Annotated in this window: 16 protein-coding genes and 2 pseudogenes; all 18 read left to right on the top strand. The window is 57.6% G+C overall.

The genetic code is table 11. The features are described 5' to 3' along the window. Window positions 1–191, top strand: a pseudogene (locus tag ASG57_RS37165) (transposase domain-containing protein); the annotation flags it as partial. A 38-nt stretch (window positions 192–229) separates the two neighbouring features. Then, a pseudogene (locus tag ASG57_RS27110) lies at window positions 230–1,148 on the top strand (transposase); the annotation flags it as partial. A gap of 1 nt (window position 1,149) precedes the next feature. Beyond that, the coding region (locus tag ASG57_RS27105) for a transposase (protein ID WP_210169298.1) at window positions 1,150–1,668 on the top strand (519 nt) is incomplete at its 5' end. 197 nt (window positions 1,669–1,865) lie between these two features. Further along, window positions 1,866–2,879, top strand: a complete 1,014-nt coding sequence (locus ASG57_RS27100) for a Gfo/Idh/MocA family protein (RefSeq protein WP_057198391.1) — start codon at window positions 1,866–1,868, stop codon at window positions 2,877–2,879. Window positions 2,880–2,892: 13 nt separating this feature from the next. Next, window positions 2,893–3,840, top strand: a complete 948-nt coding sequence (locus tag ASG57_RS27095; RefSeq protein WP_057198389.1) for a Gfo/Idh/MocA family protein — start codon at window positions 2,893–2,895, stop codon at window positions 3,838–3,840. Beyond that, window positions 3,840–5,288, top strand: coding sequence for a hypothetical protein (locus ASG57_RS27090; RefSeq protein ID WP_057198387.1), 1,449 nt, complete (start codon window positions 3,840–3,842; stop codon window positions 5,286–5,288). Before ASG57_RS27095 ends, ASG57_RS27090 begins: the two co-directional genes overlap by 1 nt. Further along, complete coding sequence (gene hisH / locus ASG57_RS27085) at window positions 5,285–5,902, top strand: imidazole glycerol phosphate synthase subunit HisH (RefSeq protein WP_057198399.1); 618 nt, start codon at window positions 5,285–5,287, stop codon at window positions 5,900–5,902. The genes ASG57_RS27090 and hisH (ASG57_RS27085) overlap by 4 nt, the downstream gene beginning before the upstream one ends. A 1-nt stretch (window position 5,903) precedes the next feature. Next, window positions 5,904–6,662 carry an AglZ/HisF2 family acetamidino modification protein gene (locus ASG57_RS27080; RefSeq protein ID WP_057198385.1) on the top strand — a complete coding sequence of 253 codons (759 nt, stop codon included), beginning with the start codon at window positions 5,904–5,906 and terminating at the stop codon, window positions 6,660–6,662. Window positions 6,663–6,737: 75 nt separating this feature from the next. Next, entirely contained in the window at window positions 6,738–7,844 is a 1,107-nt protein-coding gene (locus ASG57_RS27075; RefSeq protein WP_082529062.1) for an N-acetyl sugar amidotransferase, read from the top strand. Window positions 7,845–7,864: 20 nt separating this feature from the next. Then, on the top strand, window positions 7,865–9,115 hold the full coding sequence (locus ASG57_RS27070; RefSeq protein ID WP_057198383.1) for a glycosyltransferase family 4 protein: 1,251 nt from the start codon (window positions 7,865–7,867) through the stop codon (window positions 9,113–9,115). Window positions 9,116–9,225: 110 nt separating this feature from the next. Next, entirely contained in the window at window positions 9,226–10,617 is a 1,392-nt protein-coding gene (locus ASG57_RS27065; protein WP_230646910.1) for an N-acetyl sugar amidotransferase, read from the top strand. A 22-nt stretch (window positions 10,618–10,639) separates the two neighbouring features. Beyond that, window positions 10,640–11,404 carry an imidazole glycerol phosphate synthase subunit HisF gene (gene hisF, locus ASG57_RS27060; RefSeq protein ID WP_057198395.1) on the top strand — a complete coding sequence of 255 codons (765 nt, stop codon included), beginning with the start codon at window positions 10,640–10,642 and terminating at the stop codon, window positions 11,402–11,404. Next, complete coding sequence (gene hisH, locus ASG57_RS27055; protein ID WP_063997026.1) at window positions 11,401–12,051, top strand: imidazole glycerol phosphate synthase subunit HisH; 651 nt, start codon at window positions 11,401–11,403, stop codon at window positions 12,049–12,051. Before hisF ends, hisH (ASG57_RS27055) begins: the two co-directional genes overlap by 4 nt. Before the next feature lie 13 nt (window positions 12,052–12,064). Next, window positions 12,065–12,766: an acylneuraminate cytidylyltransferase family protein gene (locus ASG57_RS37160; RefSeq protein ID WP_082529061.1), complete on the top strand. Its 702-nt coding sequence runs from the start codon at window positions 12,065–12,067 to the stop codon at window positions 12,764–12,766. Beyond that, a complete protein-coding gene (gene neuB / locus ASG57_RS27050; protein ID WP_057198379.1) occupies window positions 12,763–13,794 on the top strand; it encodes an N-acetylneuraminate synthase in 1,032 nt (343 codons plus the stop codon). The genes ASG57_RS37160 and neuB overlap by 4 nt, the downstream gene beginning before the upstream one ends. Continuing rightward, a complete protein-coding gene (gene neuC / locus ASG57_RS27045; RefSeq protein WP_057198377.1) occupies window positions 13,791–14,927 on the top strand; it encodes a UDP-N-acetylglucosamine 2-epimerase in 1,137 nt (378 codons plus the stop codon). The genes neuB and neuC overlap by 4 nt, the downstream gene beginning before the upstream one ends. Next, on the top strand, window positions 14,917–15,540 hold the full coding sequence (locus tag ASG57_RS27040) for an acetyltransferase (protein WP_057198376.1): 624 nt from the start codon (window positions 14,917–14,919) through the stop codon (window positions 15,538–15,540). Before neuC ends, ASG57_RS27040 begins: the two co-directional genes overlap by 11 nt. A 13-nt stretch (window positions 15,541–15,553) precedes the next feature. Further along, on the top strand, window positions 15,554–17,026 hold the full coding sequence (locus tag ASG57_RS27035; RefSeq protein WP_057198374.1) for an aminotransferase class I/II-fold pyridoxal phosphate-dependent enzyme: 1,473 nt from the start codon (window positions 15,554–15,556) through the stop codon (window positions 17,024–17,026). Window positions 17,027–17,202: the final 176 nt, after the last annotated feature.

Genomic DNA, 17,202 nt, shown 5'->3' with positions numbered 1-17,202 from the left:
GGCTCCGACGGCGGCGCCGAGCACTGGGCCATCATCGCCTCTCTGGTCGAGACCTGTAAGTTGAACGACGTCGATCCGCTCACTTACCTGACCGACGCCCTCACCAGGATCGTCACCGGCCATCCAAACAACGACATCGATCAGCTGCTTCGTGGGCCTATTGTCGTCAAAACCTCAAAGCCGTGGCCTGAGAACGACGCTTACTGTCTAATTGGCAGGACTGAAGATCATGATGGGGCATCGGCAAGTCGAACAGGCTGCGTTGTTCTATGAGTTCTCACTCGAAAGGCACATCCGCGCCGACCACTTGCTCCGGTCGATCGATAGATTTGTCGACCTTGAACAGATTAGGCAGGACCTGGTGGTCTTCTACAGCCGTATCGGTCGACCTTCGATCGATCCCGAGCTGATGATCCGGATGCTCCTGATCGGCTACTGCTTCGGCATCCGGTCGGAGCGGCGCCTGTGCGATGAGGTTCACCTCAATTTGGCCTACCGATGGTTCTGCCGGCTCGGTCTGGATGGGGCGGTGCCGGATCATTCGACCTTCTCCAAGAATGGGCATGGCCGCTTCCGGCAGAGCGATCCCTTCCGTCGCGTGTTCGAAAGCGTGTTGGGCCGCTGCATCGAGGAGCGACTGGTCGGCGGCGAAGGATTTGCCGTTGACGCGAGCCTAATCAAGGCCGATGCCAATCGGCAGAAGGGGATCGAAGGCGACAGGGGACTTCCGCCGGAGGCTGCCGGGCGAGCGATCCTGGCTGTCCTCGATGATGCCGCTTTCGGAGCTGCGACCGAGGTCACGCCGAAGTTCGTGTCGCCCTCCGACCCGGCGGCACGCTGGACGGGGGCGCATGGTGGCCAAGCCTTCTTCGCCTACTCGACGAACTACCTGATCGACGTCGAGAGCGCGATCATCGTCGATGTCGAGGCGACGACGGCAATCCGGCAGGCGGAGGTGTTGGCCGCCAAACGCATGATTGAGCGCTCGCTCAAACGGTTCGATCTCTATCCGGACCGGCTCCTCGGTGACAGCGGCTACGGCTCGGCCGAGATGCTTGCCTGGCTGGTCTATGAGCACGGCATCGAGCCGCACGTTACAGTCTTCGACAAGTCCGCCCGCACAGACGGGATCTTCTCGCGCGATGACTNGCCGAGATGCTTGCCTGGCTGGTCTATGAGCACGGCATCGAGCCGCACGTTACAGTCTTCGACAAGTCCGCCCGCACAGACGGGATCTTCTCGCGCGATGACGTCACCTATGACCATGCCGGGGACCTCTACCGTTGTCCCAGCGGTAAAGTTCTTACCACGACTGGAACGCTGGTGAATGATGGCGCCACCATGCTCTACCTCGCCAGCAAGCATGATTGTGATCGCTGCGCATTGAAGTCTCGGTGTTGCCCTAAGCAGCCTTCACGGAGGGTGCCGCGCTCGATCTACGCGGGCGCTCGCGACATGGCGCGCCAGATCGCAAGATCATTGGAGGGCCGCACTTCGCGCCGGCTCCGCAAAAAGATCGAGATGCTCGCGCACCTCAAGCGCATTCTCAAGCTCGACCGTTTACGTCTCCCAAACGGCGCGCGCGACGAGTTCATCCTCGCAGCCACCGTTCAGAACCTTCGAAAGATGGCCAAGCTGATCCCGATACCCACCCCGAGGCTCGCATAGAGGCCGGTAGAGCGGTTCGGCCACATCGCGACGGAGCCATTACAACGAAATACTGCCGGCCTTTTTCAACGGAATCGACCTTTCGCCGAAACGAAGAGACTTTTGTTGCCTTGATCATCCAATCAGCGTAGCAAGGGTCGGATTTCGGCCCTAACGCTTCTAAGACAAATTTCCGAAATCCAGTATCGGAGATTTCGATGAATATATGCATGATCGGCGTGGGGCGAATGGGTCGCAGGCATATTTCGGCTGCGCGTGCGGCTGGGTTCCATTTGGCGGGTGTGTTCGATCAGTCCCCTGACGCCATCGCTACCACGCTCGTGGAATGTGCAGTCGATAGAAGCACGGTATTTGACCGCGCTGAGGAAATGCTACGAGCGGTGCGGCCCAGCGCAGTAGTCGTTGCTACAACAGCCCCGAGTCATTGCCGATACGTCTGCGCCGCTGCTGCGGCGGGCGTGCCCTACATCTTATGCGAGAAGCCGATGGCGTGCTCCTTGGAGGAGTGCGACCATATGATCGCGACCTGCGACGCCGCCGGCGTTAAGTTGGCTATCAATCACCAGATGCGATTTATGGAGCAGTATACGGACGTCAAAAATCTAACGAACTCGCCTGAGTTCGGCGGGTTGCGGTCAATGGTTGTGACGGCCAGTAACTTTGGCTTGGCCATGAATGCCTCACACTATTTCGAAGCGTTTCGTTACCTGACCGCAGAACCGCTTGCCGAGATTTCGGCTTGGTTCGATCCGGCTAATGTGCCAAATCCTCGCGGCGCACAATATATCGATCGATCCGGTCAAGTGCGCGGTGTGACGGCTTCGGGAGTACGCCTACTGATTGAGCTCGGCGGTGATCTCGGGCACGGCATCGAAGTGGTCTACGCCTGCCGCAATGGACAGATTTTAGTTGACGAGCTCGCTGGCTATGTTCGTGGCATTCACCGCCGAGCAGAGTATCGCGAGCTTCCCACAACGCGCTACGGTATGCCCGCCGACGAATTTCAGCGTCAGATCGCGCAAGCGGACGTGATTGGCCCGACGGTGGCGCTCTGGCGGTCGCTGTTGGCGGGTGGCTCCTACCCAGACGGTAGTAGCGGAAGACACGCGGTCGCAGCATTGGTGGCGGCCAATCTGTCGGGCGAGAGCGGTGGTCGACCGATCGAACTCGAAAGAGGATTACCCCGTGAGCGGATATTCGCTTGGGCCTGAGGGGAATAGCGGCATGTCAGAAATAAAGGTCGCCTTCGTTGGGGCGGGCTATATGGCCGAGGAGCACATGCGGGCGTTCGACGGCTTGCCGGGTGTTGTCATCGCCGGCATCTACAGCCGAACCCGCGAAAAGGCTGAACGCCTAGCCTCGGCGTACGGCACAAAAGTGTTTGATTCCATCGCAGATCTTTACCGGCTGACCCAAGCCGATCTTGTGGTGGTCGCGGTTGTCGAGCTTTCCATGGCGGAGGTTGCAAAGGCTTGTTTTGCCTATCCCTGGACTTTGCTTTTGGAGAAACCTGCGGGCTATGATCTTGCAGACGCAACGCGCATCCGCGACGACGCACGTAGCTCTGGACGCCGCGCTTACGTTGCACTGAACCGGCGCGCCTACTCTAGCACCCGTCGCGCGGCTGAGCTGCTAGCAAACGATTCGTCGTTGCGCTTCATCAAGGTGATCGATCAGCAGGACCAGCAGGCAGCAGTCGAGATCAACAAGCACCCGGAACTAGTGGCGCGCAACTTTATGTTTGCTAATTCGATCCACCTGATCGATTACTTTCGCGTGCTTGGTCGCGGCGAAATCACCCACGTCGACCCTGTGGTGCCTTGGAGTCCACAGGCGCCACGAGTAGTGCTTGCCAAGATCATTTTTGCCAGCGGCGATATTGGCCTTTACGAAGGCATTTGGAACGGTCCGGGGCCCTGGATCGTCAGCGTCAATACTGCCGTTCAGCGCATCGAGATGCGACCGCTCGAGCAAGTCTCATTTCAGTTGCGGGGAACGCGCACCGTTACCCCGCTCGAGATCGATGCTGATGACACGACCTTCAAACCCGGTTTGCGATATCAGGCTGCACAGGCGGTGGCGGCCGCTCGTGGTGAGCCAAACAACCTTGTTACCATAGACGACTCTTGGTACTCGATGCAGCTAGTCGCTAGAATCTTCGGCCTTGTGTGATGAATCCGGCTTCTGCCCTTCGATCTGAGGCGGATGTCGCTTCCATTTTAGCAGATTTCGAGCGCCGCAATGACGCGTTCGGGATGACAGCTGACGGGATTTCGTTGTGGCGGATGCTGCGCTTCGAGATCTCGTTCATACTTCAGGATCTTGGCCTGCATAGGTCGTCGGTTCCGGTCGACGAGTTGATAGCAAGTCTCTTCGGCGCATTGAGTCAGCTCGCGCTTGCACCTCGTGATCTAGAGTTTCTCGGTGCCACTATGACCTCGGCGCTCCGCAAGTTCGACGAGCGGGGCTGGCACGACATCTATTTCGATCCGGTGATTGATCAGATCTCAGGTGGCGCTAAGATGCTCTATGCTGATGCTCGGGGGTTCAATCAAAACGAAAAGCATGCCTATCGAAAGCCGGTGTTCAGCGACACTTCTGTGGTTGCGGTCAGCGCGGCACTTGGTCGGCTGTTCCCTGCTAGACCCGACCGGAATTTCCAGCGGCTTTCCGAGCTCATTGTCGCGGATCTCAAACTCACTCAGTTTTCAGCCGAACGAATCCGCCTCAAATTCAGCGTCCTGAGGTGGCGTGCCCGGCTCTACCGCCTCGTGTTGCAACGGCTACGACCGCGTTGCTTGCTAGTTCCAAACTCCGGACAGTTCGCGCTATTCTTGGCTGCCAACAGCCTCGGTATCCCGTTCATTGAGATGCAGCACGGCATTTTCAGTAATGAGCATCCAGACAACCTTTCCAGCGACGTACTTACGTGCGACAGGCAGACCCTCATGTTGCCTGACCTACTTACTGTGTATGGTTCATACTGGATGAAGATCCTAGAGCATTCCGCACTCGGCAGGCTTGGTCGCATCCGTGCGGTTGGCTCTCCCATGATCGATGTCAATCGAGGCTTGCGTCAACGAAGCTTTGTAGCTGATCCCGGCAAGCCGGTATTGACGTTGACCTCCCAAGGTATCGCTGCCGGGCGACTTGCTGATTTCGTTGCCGAGTTTCTTCGGCTCTGTCCCTCCCAATTCGAACTCAATATCCGTTTGCATCCTGGATATGAGGCGGAAGCCACCCACTACGACGCTAAGTTTTCCGAAGATCCCCGGGTGGTACTTTGGCGGGGCAATTCGAAACCTGACACCTACGAGATGATCGCAACATCTGATCTGCATCTCAGCATCTCCTCGGCATGTCATTTCGAGGCGCTCGGCATCGGTACGCCGACCGCGATCGTAGCCCTGCCCAGCCACGAACTTGTCCTAGGCCTCGCAGAGCGCGGCGATGCCATCTTAATCCACAGCCCGCAGGAATTAGCCGACCTAGTCTTGAGCCGCGGCTGGGGTGTGGTGCCTGCGCAAACGTCCCACTATTACTTTCAACCTGAGCACGTCGCAAACTTACGCGCCGTGCTCAACGAATGCACGTCGCTTCGGAGGGGGCGCGTCCAGTGATTACCATCGTCAACTATGGCACAAGTAATCTCGGCTCGATGCGGAACATGTTGAAGAAGGTCGGCGCGGGTTGCAAGATCGCGTCCGTCCCGCAGGATTTGGCCGATGCAACCAAGATCATTGTGCCGGGAGTCGGCGCGTTTGATGCCGGTATGCGCAAACTGCAGCAGTCGGGAATGGTTGCGGCCTTGAACCAGAAAGTGCTGGAGGAACGGGTCCCGACGCTCGGGGTGTGTCTGGGCATGCAATTAATGACGGAGGGAAGTGAGGAGGGCGAGCTACCCGGCCTTGGTTGGGTTCAGGCCGACGCGCGGCGTTTTAACCAAGCGTCACAGCCCGACATCAAGGTCCCGCATATGGGCTGGAATGAAGTCACCGAGGTCAAGCCGTCCGCGTTGATGGTTGAATTTCCGCCGCAGCCGCGGTTTTATTTCGCACATTCCTACCATGTAGTCTGTCACAAGCCTGAGGACGTGCTGCTGACGTTCGTCTACGGCGCCAAAACATTCACCGCTGCTTTCCAATGTGAAAATTTGTTGGGCGCACAATTCCATCCTGAGAAGAGCCACCGCTTCGGAATGGCGCTCCTCAGAAATTTTGTCGAGCGGTTCTGAGATGCGCCGGACGCGCGTCATCCCGACGCTGCTACTTCGCGGCGCCGGCCTTGTGAAGACGACCACATTCCGAAATCCGGTCTATGTCGGCGATCCCGTTAACGCGATCCGCATCTTCAATGACAAGGAAGTCGATGAACTCGTACTATTGGACATTACGGCCTCGCGCACCGGGAGGGGGCCCGCTTTCTCGACGATAGAGAATATCGCTAGTGAGTGTTTTATGCCGGTCGCTTATGGCGGCGGAGTCAACTCGGTCGAGCACATCAGGAAGATCCTCAGCTGTGGCGTCGAGAAAGTAGTGCTCAATAGCGTCGCATTGCGTCGTCCCGAGCTCGTGCGCGAAGCGGCATGCGAGTTCGGTAGCCAGGCCATCACCGTTTCGATTGACGTCAAACGCAAGCTGTTCGGAGGTTATCAGATTTATGGGGAGGGCGGGTCAAGGGCAACCGGCTACGATCCGGTGGTATATGCTAAAAGGATGCAGGAGCTTGGCGCCGGCGAACTCTTGGTTACCTCCATCGACCGCGATGGCACAATGAAAGGCTACGACGCTGACCTGATATCGCGGGTTGCTTCGGGCGTCAGCATCCCCGTGATTGCCGCGGGTGGAGCCGGAAAGGTCAGCGATTTTACCGCTGCGAAGCAGGCGGGTGCCGCTGCAGTTGCGGCGGGCGCCATGTTTGTGTTTCACGGTCCCTACCGGGCAGTGCTGATCACGTATCCATCGCAGGCGGAGTTGTCTGCCGCGCTGAATTAGGTGATATCCAGGGAATCCGGGATGGGGCGGGACGCCTAGCATCTTCTGTCCGCCTTTAAGGAGTCGATCGGCAAAATGGCAATCTGTACCCGCTGCATCATGGATACGACCGATCCGGAAATCGCTTTCGATGCGGAAGGAGTCTGTAATCATTGCCATCGCTATGAGGCGGTAGCTCGACATCGGTTGGTTCCGCCTGTTGAACGCAAAGAGCGGCTTGCCCAGCTTGTGGCCGAGCTCCAGCGCGCCGGCAGGGGTAAGCGGTACGACTGCGTTATTGGAGTGAGCGGCGGCGTCGACAGTACTTACGTCGCGTGGCTAATGAAGGATCTTGGGCTGCGGCCTTTGGCGGTTCATCTCGACAACGGCTGGAATTCTGAGCTTGCGGTCGCAAACATTGAGAAGACGCTCAAGATACTCGGCATAGACCTGTATACCCATGTGATTGACTGGGAGGAATTTCGCGACTTACAAACTTCGTTTCTTCGGGCCTCCACCCCAGACGGGGAGGTGCCAACTGATCATGCAATATGGGCGTTGCTCTACCAGATCACTGCTAAGCACGGACTGAAGCACATTATCACCGGCACCAATGTCGTCTCGGAAGCTATCCTTCCGGAGAAATGGGGATACGGCTACTTCGACTGGTCTTATGTGAGGGATGTCCATCGCCGCTTCGGGAGGACCAGACTATCCACCTATCCCCACTTTTCGCTAATTTGGCTATTCTACTACATCTTTGTACGGCGCATTCGCATGGTCTCCATCCTAAATTTTATCGATTACAACAAACAGAAGGCCATGGACGTCCTGCAACAGCAACTCGGATGGGTTTATTATGGGGGTAAGCACTACGAATCGATCTATACTCGGTTCTATCAAGCTTACTTGCTGCCTCGGAAGTTCGACATCGACAAGCGGAAGGCGCATTACTCGAACCTGATCCTGTCTGGGCAGATGAGTAGGGCGGAGGCGCTGAAAGCGATGCAAGCGCCGGTCTACCCTGCAGACCTACTAGAGGAGGATCGTCAATACGCGCTGAAGAAGCTGGATCTCAGCGAGGCTGAATTCGCCGAAATCATGGCATCACCACGCAAGACCTTTTTGGAGTATCGAAACAACCACAGCCTCTTTAAATTGGCGAAGAAGCTTGTGAACTCGTCCCGGCAGTTGATCGGCTAGGCGACCTCCATGAACCGCGCATGAGAGTCCTGTACATTCATATGACGGGCGCTTTCGCCGGCGGTTGCCGCAGCCTCTATGAGGCGGTGCAGGCGCTTCCTGCTGGCGAGGTCCAGCCGTTCTTCGTCGCGCCGCGGGGAACCGTCCATGATTTCTTTGGCAAGATTGGCGAGGTGATCGAGACGTGGGGAGTGAGCCAGTTCGACAATACCAGGTACAGCTATTACCGTGGCCTGCGCTGGCTGGTCGTGCTGCGCGAACTGGTGTTCTTGCCCTCGACATTTCTCGCGTTGCGGCGCGCGCAGCAGCGTTGGAAACAGGTAGATCTTATTCATATCAACGAGATCACGGGCGTCGTGCCGTGGCTGATCGCGCGCCATCTGTTCAAGGCTCCCGTCATTGTTCATGTGCGCTCGGTCGTTCGGAACGATGCTGCCTCGCTGCGCACGCGCTTGATGGAATCGCTTCTCCGCAAGGCGGATGCGGTCATCGCCATCGATGAGACCGTGCGGGCAAGTCTGCCGCCGCCGCTTCGCGTCGATGTCATTCACAATTCGTTCTCACTCCCCGCTCGAAAAAAAGCGGAGGTTGGCTTTGCCGATCGACTTCGCCTAAAGCCGGGCTCGTTCAAGGTCGGCTTTGTCGGCAACCTGCTGCGGGTCAAAGGCATCTTCGAATTGATCGAGGCGGCGCGCCTAACGCGCGAACAGGGCGTCGATGCCGAATTCATCATAGTCGGTTCGGATGCCGGGCGCTCCGGCACGTTGTGGTCACGCTTCCTTAATCGCCTGAAGCTCGGTCAGGACGTGGGCAGCGAGGTGCGCGCAAAAATCGCCGAAGATGGGCTCGAGAGCTGCGTTCACATGGCGGGCTTTACGTCTGACGTTGCACAGGCCTACGCCTGCATGGATGTCCTGTGCTTCCCGTCACATTACGATGCGCCCGGGCGCCCCATTTTTGAAGCCGCATTTCTTTGCATCCCCAGCATTGTCGCGATCGCGCGTCCGTCGCCGGATACTCTGGTGGATGGCGTGACTGGGCTTGCGGTGCCGCCCCGGAATCCGGTTGCGTTGGCCAAAGCGATCGAATCGCTCGCTACCGACAAGGAGCGCGTCTCGCGGATGGGGGCGGCTGCTCATCAACTGGCACTGTCTAACTTCTTGCCCGAGCGCAACAGTAGGGAACTGCTAGCAGTCTACAAGCGGGTGCTAGCGCAGGTGGCTGCACGCAAGAGAACGGACCAAACTCCGGTTTCCAGCCCTCGGTCCTGATTGCGGGTGGACGGCGGTAAGTGGGGTTTGGCGCTCTCTACACGGGAATACTACTCTGCGATACTTATTGGTTTTCCACCACCGATAGCCTAAAAGACGGTCGACCACCGATGAGCGGCTTGGTGGTCAGCAGCACGTCTTTCCGGCAGACTGGCCGCTATGGCGTTCGAGAATCGGAGGTTTTTATGGATAGGATTCCCGCCCCGCATGACATCGATAAGTCAAAGTTTGCGGCGGACGCGGTCAATCTGACAACAAAATTCGGCCTTCCGAAACAGGTCGTGTATTGCAGGCGTTGCGTTATCTCAAATCAGCGCCCGAATTCGGCGGTCGAGTATGAGCACACCAAGGAGAGCAAGAAAAAGACCATCCATTTCGATGCCGAGGGGATCTGCGATGCCTGTCGCTTTGCCGAGAAGAAGAACGGCAGCATCGACTGGGAGGAGCGCGAACGAAAGCTGCGCACTTTGCTAGACCAGCACCGCAGCCGGAACGGCAACTATGATTGTATCGTACCCGGATCCGGTGGTAAGGACAGCTTCTACGCCTCACATATTCTACGCACCAAGTACGGCATGCACCCGCTGACCGTCACTTGGGCGCCGCACATCTACACCGACTGGGGCTGGAAGAATTTCCAGAGCTGGATCCACGCCGGCCATGACAACCTGCTGATGACCCCGAATGGACGCGTGCATCGTCTCCTGACGCGTCTCGCGGTGGATCTCCTGTTCCACCCATTCCAGGCTTTCATGTTTGGCCAGAAGTCGCTCGCGCCGAAAATGGCGCTGCTGCACAAGATCCCGCTCGTGATCTACGGCGAGAATGAGGCTGAATACGGCAATCCGATCGGCGACACCGAGACTGCCAAGCGTGATTGGTCCTATTTCACGTCTGCCGACCAATCGAACATCTATCTGGGCGGCGTCTCAATCGCGGACCTGAAGAGCCAATTCGGGGTGGAGCATCAGGATTTGCTCCCCTATCTACCGGCCGATCCCAACGAGATAGAACGTCAGAAAGTCGAAGTGCACTACCTGGGATACTACCTCAAGTGGCATCCGCAGAGCTGTTACTATTACGCCGTCGAGCACGGCGGCTTCCAGGCTTCACCAGAACGCACGGCCGGGACCTACAGCAAGTACAACAGTATCGACGACCGTATCGACGATTTCCACTATTATACCACCGGCGTGAAGTTCGGCATCGGGCGCGCCAGCTACGATGCCTCACAGGAGATTCGTTCGGGCGACATTGACCGGGACGAGGGAGTTGCGCTGGTTAAGCGCTTCGATCATGAATATCCGGCACGTTTTGCCGAGGAGATCTTCCGCTACTTAAGCATTCCGGCCAAGGAGTTTCCACAAGCCAGCAAGATGTTCGAGGAACCAGTGATGACGGAGCAGTATTTCCACCGGCTTGCTGACAATTTCCGCTCCCCTCATCTGTGGAAGTGGGGTGGCAATCGCTGGCATCTGCGCCATGCCGTCTATGATGAGTAGGTCGTTGAGAGCACATGATCGCGTGAATAACGTTCGTATTATCCCTCGGCTCGACATCAAGGGGAAGAACCTCATCAAAGGTGTGCAGCTCGAAGGGCTTCGCGTGATCGGAGACCCGCAGGAATTCGCGTTGAAATACTATCACGACGGCGCTGACGAACTGGTCTATATGGACATCGTTGCTAGCCTCTATGGCCGCAACAATTTGAGTGACATCATCCGGCGCGCTGCCGATCGGGTCTTTATTCCGATCACCGTGGGCGGCGGCATCCGCTCGGTTGACGACGCGCGTCATATCCTTCGATCGGGAGCGGACAAGGTTGCCATCAACACGGCCGCTGTTGCGCGTCCGGAGCTTATTACCGAGATAGCGCGCCATTTCGGCTCACAGGCGATGGTGCTATCGATCGAGGCCAAGCAGGTCGCGCCGGGTCAGTGGGAGGCCTACACCGATAATGGTCGAGAGCGGACGGGACTAAATGTCATCGATTGGGCGCGTAGAGGGGTAGAGATGGGCGCTGGGGAAGTCCTTCTGACTTCTGTCGATCGGGAAGGAACCCGACGCGGTTACGACGTCGAATTGATTCGGCGCGTCAGCGAGGGCGTATCGGTCCCGGTGATCGCTAGCGGCGGCATGGGATCGATCAACGACTTCTTGCAGGCCGCGCAGCAAGGCCGGGCTGACGGTATTTCGATGGCCGACGTGTTACATTATAATCGGCTCAAGATCAGCGACATTCGCGCGTCGGCCTACGAGGCCGGGCTTTCCGTAAGACAAATACAATGATCACGCGAAAGGTTACCTTGCTCGACTACGGCATGTGCAACATGCTCAATGTCGCGCGCGCTCTTGAACATGTCGGCGCCGATGTAGTCGTTACCAAAGATCCGAAAGTCGCCATCGCCGCCGAGCGTTTGGTAGTGCCAGGCGTCGGCGCGTTTTCTGAATGCATGCGCGCCGTTAATGAGCTCGGCCTTGGCGATGCGATCCGCACATTTCTAGGTTCCGAACGTCCCATGCTCGGCATCTGTGTCGGGATGCAGATTCTGTTCGAGGCTAGCGAAGAGTTCGGCGAGACGGTCGGTCTTGGCATTCTGCCAGGTCGCGTGCGTAAGATCTCAAGTACTACCAGAACTGGTGAGCCTCAGCGTGTCCCACATATCGGCTGGAATCACCTTATCGAGCCGGAGACAGGTAGGTCTTGGGACAACACGCTGCTGCGTCCCTTCGCCTCAAGGGCGCCGGCCGTTTATTTCGTCCATTCGTTTGCCGCACAGCCGGCCCGCGATAGCGACCGCCTCGCTGACTGTGATTATGGCGGTCATCGCATTTCCGCGATGGTCAAGCGTAATAATGTGACTGCGACACAGTTCCATCCCGAGCGGAGCGGTATCGTCGGGCTTGGAATGTTGGAAGAATACCTTTTGCAGTAGCGTGGCAGATTCCATGAAGACGCTCGCTGTCATTCCCGCCCGTGGCGGTTCGAAGCGGCTGCCCGGCAAGAACGTAAGGTGTTTTCTTGGCATTCCCCTGATCGCCTGGTCCATCCGCTTTGCCAAATCGCTTGGCCGTTTTGAACGTATTATAGTCTCCACTGATTCCGATGAGATAGCGACGATCACTCGGTCAGAAGGCGTCGATGTTCCTTATCTACGCTCTGAAGCTTTGGCTTCGGATACGGCGACTTCGGCAGATGTTGTCATTGATGTGTTGGCACGCGAGCGAAACGAGGGGCGATCATATGGTCTCGTTGCCTTGCTGCAACCAACGTCGCCGGTGCGAGAGCCCTCGCGTTGGCACGATGCCTTCGCGCGCATTGAAATGGGCGACTGCGAAGCAGTCGTCGGTGTTGCGCCTGCGCACCCCCACCCGTTTCATGTCTTTCACTGGGAAAACAGTGGCAACCTTGTGCCATTTGCAGAAGCGCGGGGGACAAGGCTACGCTCGCAGGACCTGCCGCCGGCAGTCCATGTGGCCGGCAACATATACCTGATCCGTTGTTCTGTGTTAGAACGAGAGCGAACGTTTTTTCCACACCGGACTGCTGGTGTGCTCTGCGATCGACCTTGCGAGGCGATCGATATCGACACTGAGGCGGACTGGATTGCTGCCGAAGCTCTGGCTCGACATTACGGTAAATCGCCATGAAGACTTTCATTATCGCCGAGGCGGGCGTCAACCATAACGGCGACGAGGCAAAAGCTATCGCTTTGGTTGAGGCAGCGGCGCGGAGCGGAGCTGACGCTGTGAAGTTCCAGACTTTTTCAGCGGACAAGCTGACGTGCAAAGGCGCGGCGAAAGCTGACTATCAGCGACAGGCAACAGGCGATGGCGACCAACACAGCATGCTTAAGTCGCTTGAGATATCGGAGCGACTCCATCAGCGACTATTCTCGCATTGCGAGAAGTGCGGTCTTGAGTTCATGTCGACAGCCTTCGATGAGGATGCGCTCGACTTCCTCGTTAAGCTTGGCATTAAACGCATCAAAGTGCCGTCGGGTGAGATTACCAATCTACCATTCCTCCGGCACATGGCATCGAAGAATTTGCCACTGATCGTTTCGACAGGGATGGCGGAACTTAGCGAGGTGGAGCAGGCCATCGACGTGATCCGGGACGAGCGCGCGGCGCGACGATTTGGTGAGCCTCTTGCCGAGGTGGTCACCATCCTGCATTGCACGTCCAACTATCCGGCTGAGAATAAAGACGTAAACCTGCGGGCCATGAGCACCATGGCCCGTGCTACGGGGCTGCCGATCGGCTATTCTGATCATACTATCGGTTTTGCCGCTTCCAGCGGCGCTGTCGCGCTTGGCGCCATAGTCATCGAGAAGCACTTCACTCTCGACCGCAGTTTGCCTGGGCCGGACCATAAGGCTTCCCTTGAACCAGATCAGCTTGCGGAATTCGTGCGGCAGATCCGCGATGTCGAGGAAGCGATGGGTTCAGACATTAAGGCGCCGACCCCCTCAGAATTGCCCGTCCGAGACTTGGTGCGACGCAGCGTCACCGCGATTCGCGCGCTCGATGCTGGAGTCCGAATCGCGCGAGGAGACCTCACCCTAATGCGCCCGGGAACTGGGATCGCGCCGGTCGACATCGAAAAGGTAGTCGGCAGGAAGTCGGCGCGTGCGATCGCCGCGGGCGAGACGCTGATCTGGTCAGACCTCGCATGATGCCGCGCAGAGTGTGTTATATTTCAGGTACGCGCGCAGATTTTGGGCTGATGAAGTCGGCTTTGCAACTCATCCATCAGTCGGACATGCTTGAACTATCGATTGTGGTAACCGGTATGCACTTGCAGTGCGAGTACGGTTTTACCGTTCGGTATATCGAGAACGCTGGCCTGCCCATCGCGGCCCGAGTGACGGTCGAGGAGGGGCCCCCGTCCGGCGCGCGGATGGCCAGCAATATTGGACGTATGCTGATCGGGGTCGTCGATGCCTTGAAGGCGATTAAACCCGACATCGTTCTCGTGTTGGGGGACCGCGGCGAAATGCTGGCCGGCGCGCTGGCCGCGATCCACCTCAACATTCCGGTCGCTCATATCCATGGAGGGGAACGCTCGGGCACGGTTGACGAGCCGGTGCGGCACGCCATCTCGAAACTTGCCCACTTTCACTTCGTTGCGACCTGCGAAAGCAGGGATCGGCTGATCCGCATGGGGGAGGCGGCGGACCGCGTGTTTGTTGTGGGGGCGCCTGGATTAGACGACCTCGCTCATATCGCACTGACCGGACGCAAAGAGCTCTGTCAGGGGGTTGGTTTCGATCCGTCGCGGCGGGTCGGCCTCTTCGTCTATCACCCGGTGTTGCAAGAGATCGACCGATCGGCGGAATACGCAACGCGTGTTATCGATGCGATGCTCGCAAGAAGACTTCAGGTTATTGCGCTCAGGCCCAATTCCGACGCTGGAAGCGGCGGCGTGAGATCGATGCTGGAGGCGCGCGCCGCTGCAGGCGAGGTTCATCTCGCGACTCATTTGCCGAGGGAAGAGTTCCTGTCGTGGCTGGCCGCGGCGGATTTGCTTGCGGGAAATTCGAGTGCCGGCATTATCGAAGCCGCAAGTTTTGGCACTCCGGTCGTTAATGTCGGTTCACGGCAGAATTTACGTCAACGAAATGCGAATGTCTTCGATTCCTCAACCGATAGCGACGATCTCGAGCGCGCGATCGGAACCGCGCTTTCGTCATCACGGTTCGACGGAACGAACGTCTATGGCGATGGCCGGGCTGGCGCGCAAATTGTAGCTCTACTCTCGGGAATTGATCTTACGGGTGCATCTCTGATGAAGAGCAATGTCTATTGAACATTTCTTTCTGGTCGGCGCTGGTGGCCATTGTACGGTAGTGCTGGATGCGCTTCAGTCCTGCGGGCAGCAGCTTGACATCTGCGTAGTCGATGAGTCCATTACTCAGATTGGTAAGAGGGTGCTGGGGCGAATTGTGCAGCGCCTCGATGCGACAGTGGAAATGATGGATCAGCGTTTTCACGTGTCGATCGGCCGCAACGACGTCCGGGCCAGAATACACCAAGCGCTGAAGGCGCGCGGTGGATTACCGTCTACAATTATCCATCCGGTCGCCACCATCGCCCGGAGCGCCAGCATCGCAGATGGGACGTTTGTGGCCGCTCGGGCGGTCATCGCACCGGGGGCGACGATCGGTGAAGGGGTGATTGTTAATCACGGCGCCATCGTTGATCATGAGTGCGTGGTTCACAGCCAATGCCACATCGCGCCAGGCGCAACGCTGGCTGGGAACGTGCGGCTCGGATCGCGGGTTTTCATCGGAGCGGGAGCTAATATACTCCCGGGCGTCACGATCGGAGACGACGTGACAATTGGGGCGGGGGCCGTCGTCACGTCGGATGTTTTACCGGGAATGACTTACGCGGGCGTGCCCGCCCGCAAGATCCGGTAAGGGGGACCGTTGCATGGATATCTCGGGAATCTGCATTACACGCCAGTCCACCCTCCGCGACGCGCTCGATATGCTGGATCGCAGCGGGCTGGGCGTTCTCCTTCTCGTCGAGGGCGATCGCAAGTTCGAGCGTACCGTCACGGATGGCGACCTGCGCAGGCTTTTGCTTGAGGGCGCGTCGCTTGATCAAACTCTCGCCATCATGCCGGGGCGCCGCTCGATTGTGGTACCGGAAAACGGGACCCGGCGCGATGCGCTCGGCTTGATGCAGAAACACACGATCGATCACCTTCCAGTGGTCAATGTATCCGGCCGGGTTGTTGATTTGATAGAGCGCCGGGGCATTGACGAACAGATCCTCCTCTCGACTCCGCACATGGGAGATGCTGAGCGAGACTTTGTGGAAGAGGCCTTCCGAACGAACTGGATCGCTCCTCTAGGTCCGAACGTGGACGCGTTTGAGGCGGAGGTTGCAGAGCTAATCGGAGTGGAAAGCGCTGTTGCATTAAGCTCAGGCACTGCTGCGATCCATCTGGCATTGGTGCTCCTCGGCGTCAGCTCAGGGGATTGTGTATTTTGTTCATCGCTTACCTTTGCCGCGAGCGTAAATCCAATCGCGTATCAGAACGCCGTCCCCGTTCTGATCGATTCTGAACCGACTAGTTGGAACATGTCGCCTATAGCGCTCGAACGAGCGCTGGAGGCTGCGCGCAAGAATGGACGCCTGCCAAAGGCCGTAATCGTAGTGAATCTTTACGGTCAGAGCGCTGATATGGAGCCGTTAGGGGCGCTCTGCGACAGATATGGGGTGCCGATGGTGGAGGACGCGGCGGAGTCTCTTGGTGCTAAATATCGAGGAAGGCATTCGGGCACATTTGGACGAATCGGTATCTATTCTTTCAATGGAAATAAGATCATAACAACCTCTGGCGGAGGGATGCTGGTTACGTCCGAAATGGGTTTGGCTGATAGGGCCCGCTTCTTGGCTACGCAAGCACGTGATCCGGCTCCGCATTACCAACACAGCGTAATTGGCTACAACTACCGCATGAGTAATATTCTTGCTGGAGTCGGGAGGGGTCAGCTAAAGGTGCTCGATCAGCGTGTTCAGGCGCGTCGCGAAATATTCCGGCGCTATTCCGAGGCATTCTCGAATGAGAGCTGGATTCAACTTATGCCGGAGCCGGAATGGAGTTTCTCCACGCATTGGATTTCGGCAGCATTCCTAGCGCCAGATGCGCGGATTGATGGTCAGCTACTTGTACGGCACTTAGCAGACGAGTTTATTGAGGCTCGTCCAGTTTGGAAGCCGATGCATCGTCAACCAATCTTTGCGCACGCCGAGTATTTTTCCCATGGAAATTGCTCAGTATCAGACGAACTCTTTGAGCGCGGAATTTGCCTTCCGTCGGGTTCTAATCTCACGATGGAGCAGGTTGATAGGGTTGCCGATGCGGTCTTGAAGATCGGCAGGCGTTTGGCCTAGCGCCTCGCGCCAAAAGCGTCATAACTTCAGGGGCAAGGTCTTTCCAACCGTCGTAGTCAAGCACTGACGTCACTTGCGGTGGGGCGTGATCGGGATCGTCGTCCTCTACGCCATCTGGATCCTGCATCTGCTGCTATTTCGGGGTGACGGCTTTGCCGAATGGATCGGGCTCCTGG

Origin of the sequence: Bradyrhizobium sp. Leaf396 (assembly GCF_001424605.1) — a bacterium.
Taxonomy (GTDB): Bacteria; Pseudomonadota; Alphaproteobacteria; order Rhizobiales; family Xanthobacteraceae; genus Bradyrhizobium; species Bradyrhizobium japonicum_C.
Note: the sequence above shows the minus strand (reverse complement) of the source record. Positions and strands in the feature narration are given on the sequence as shown.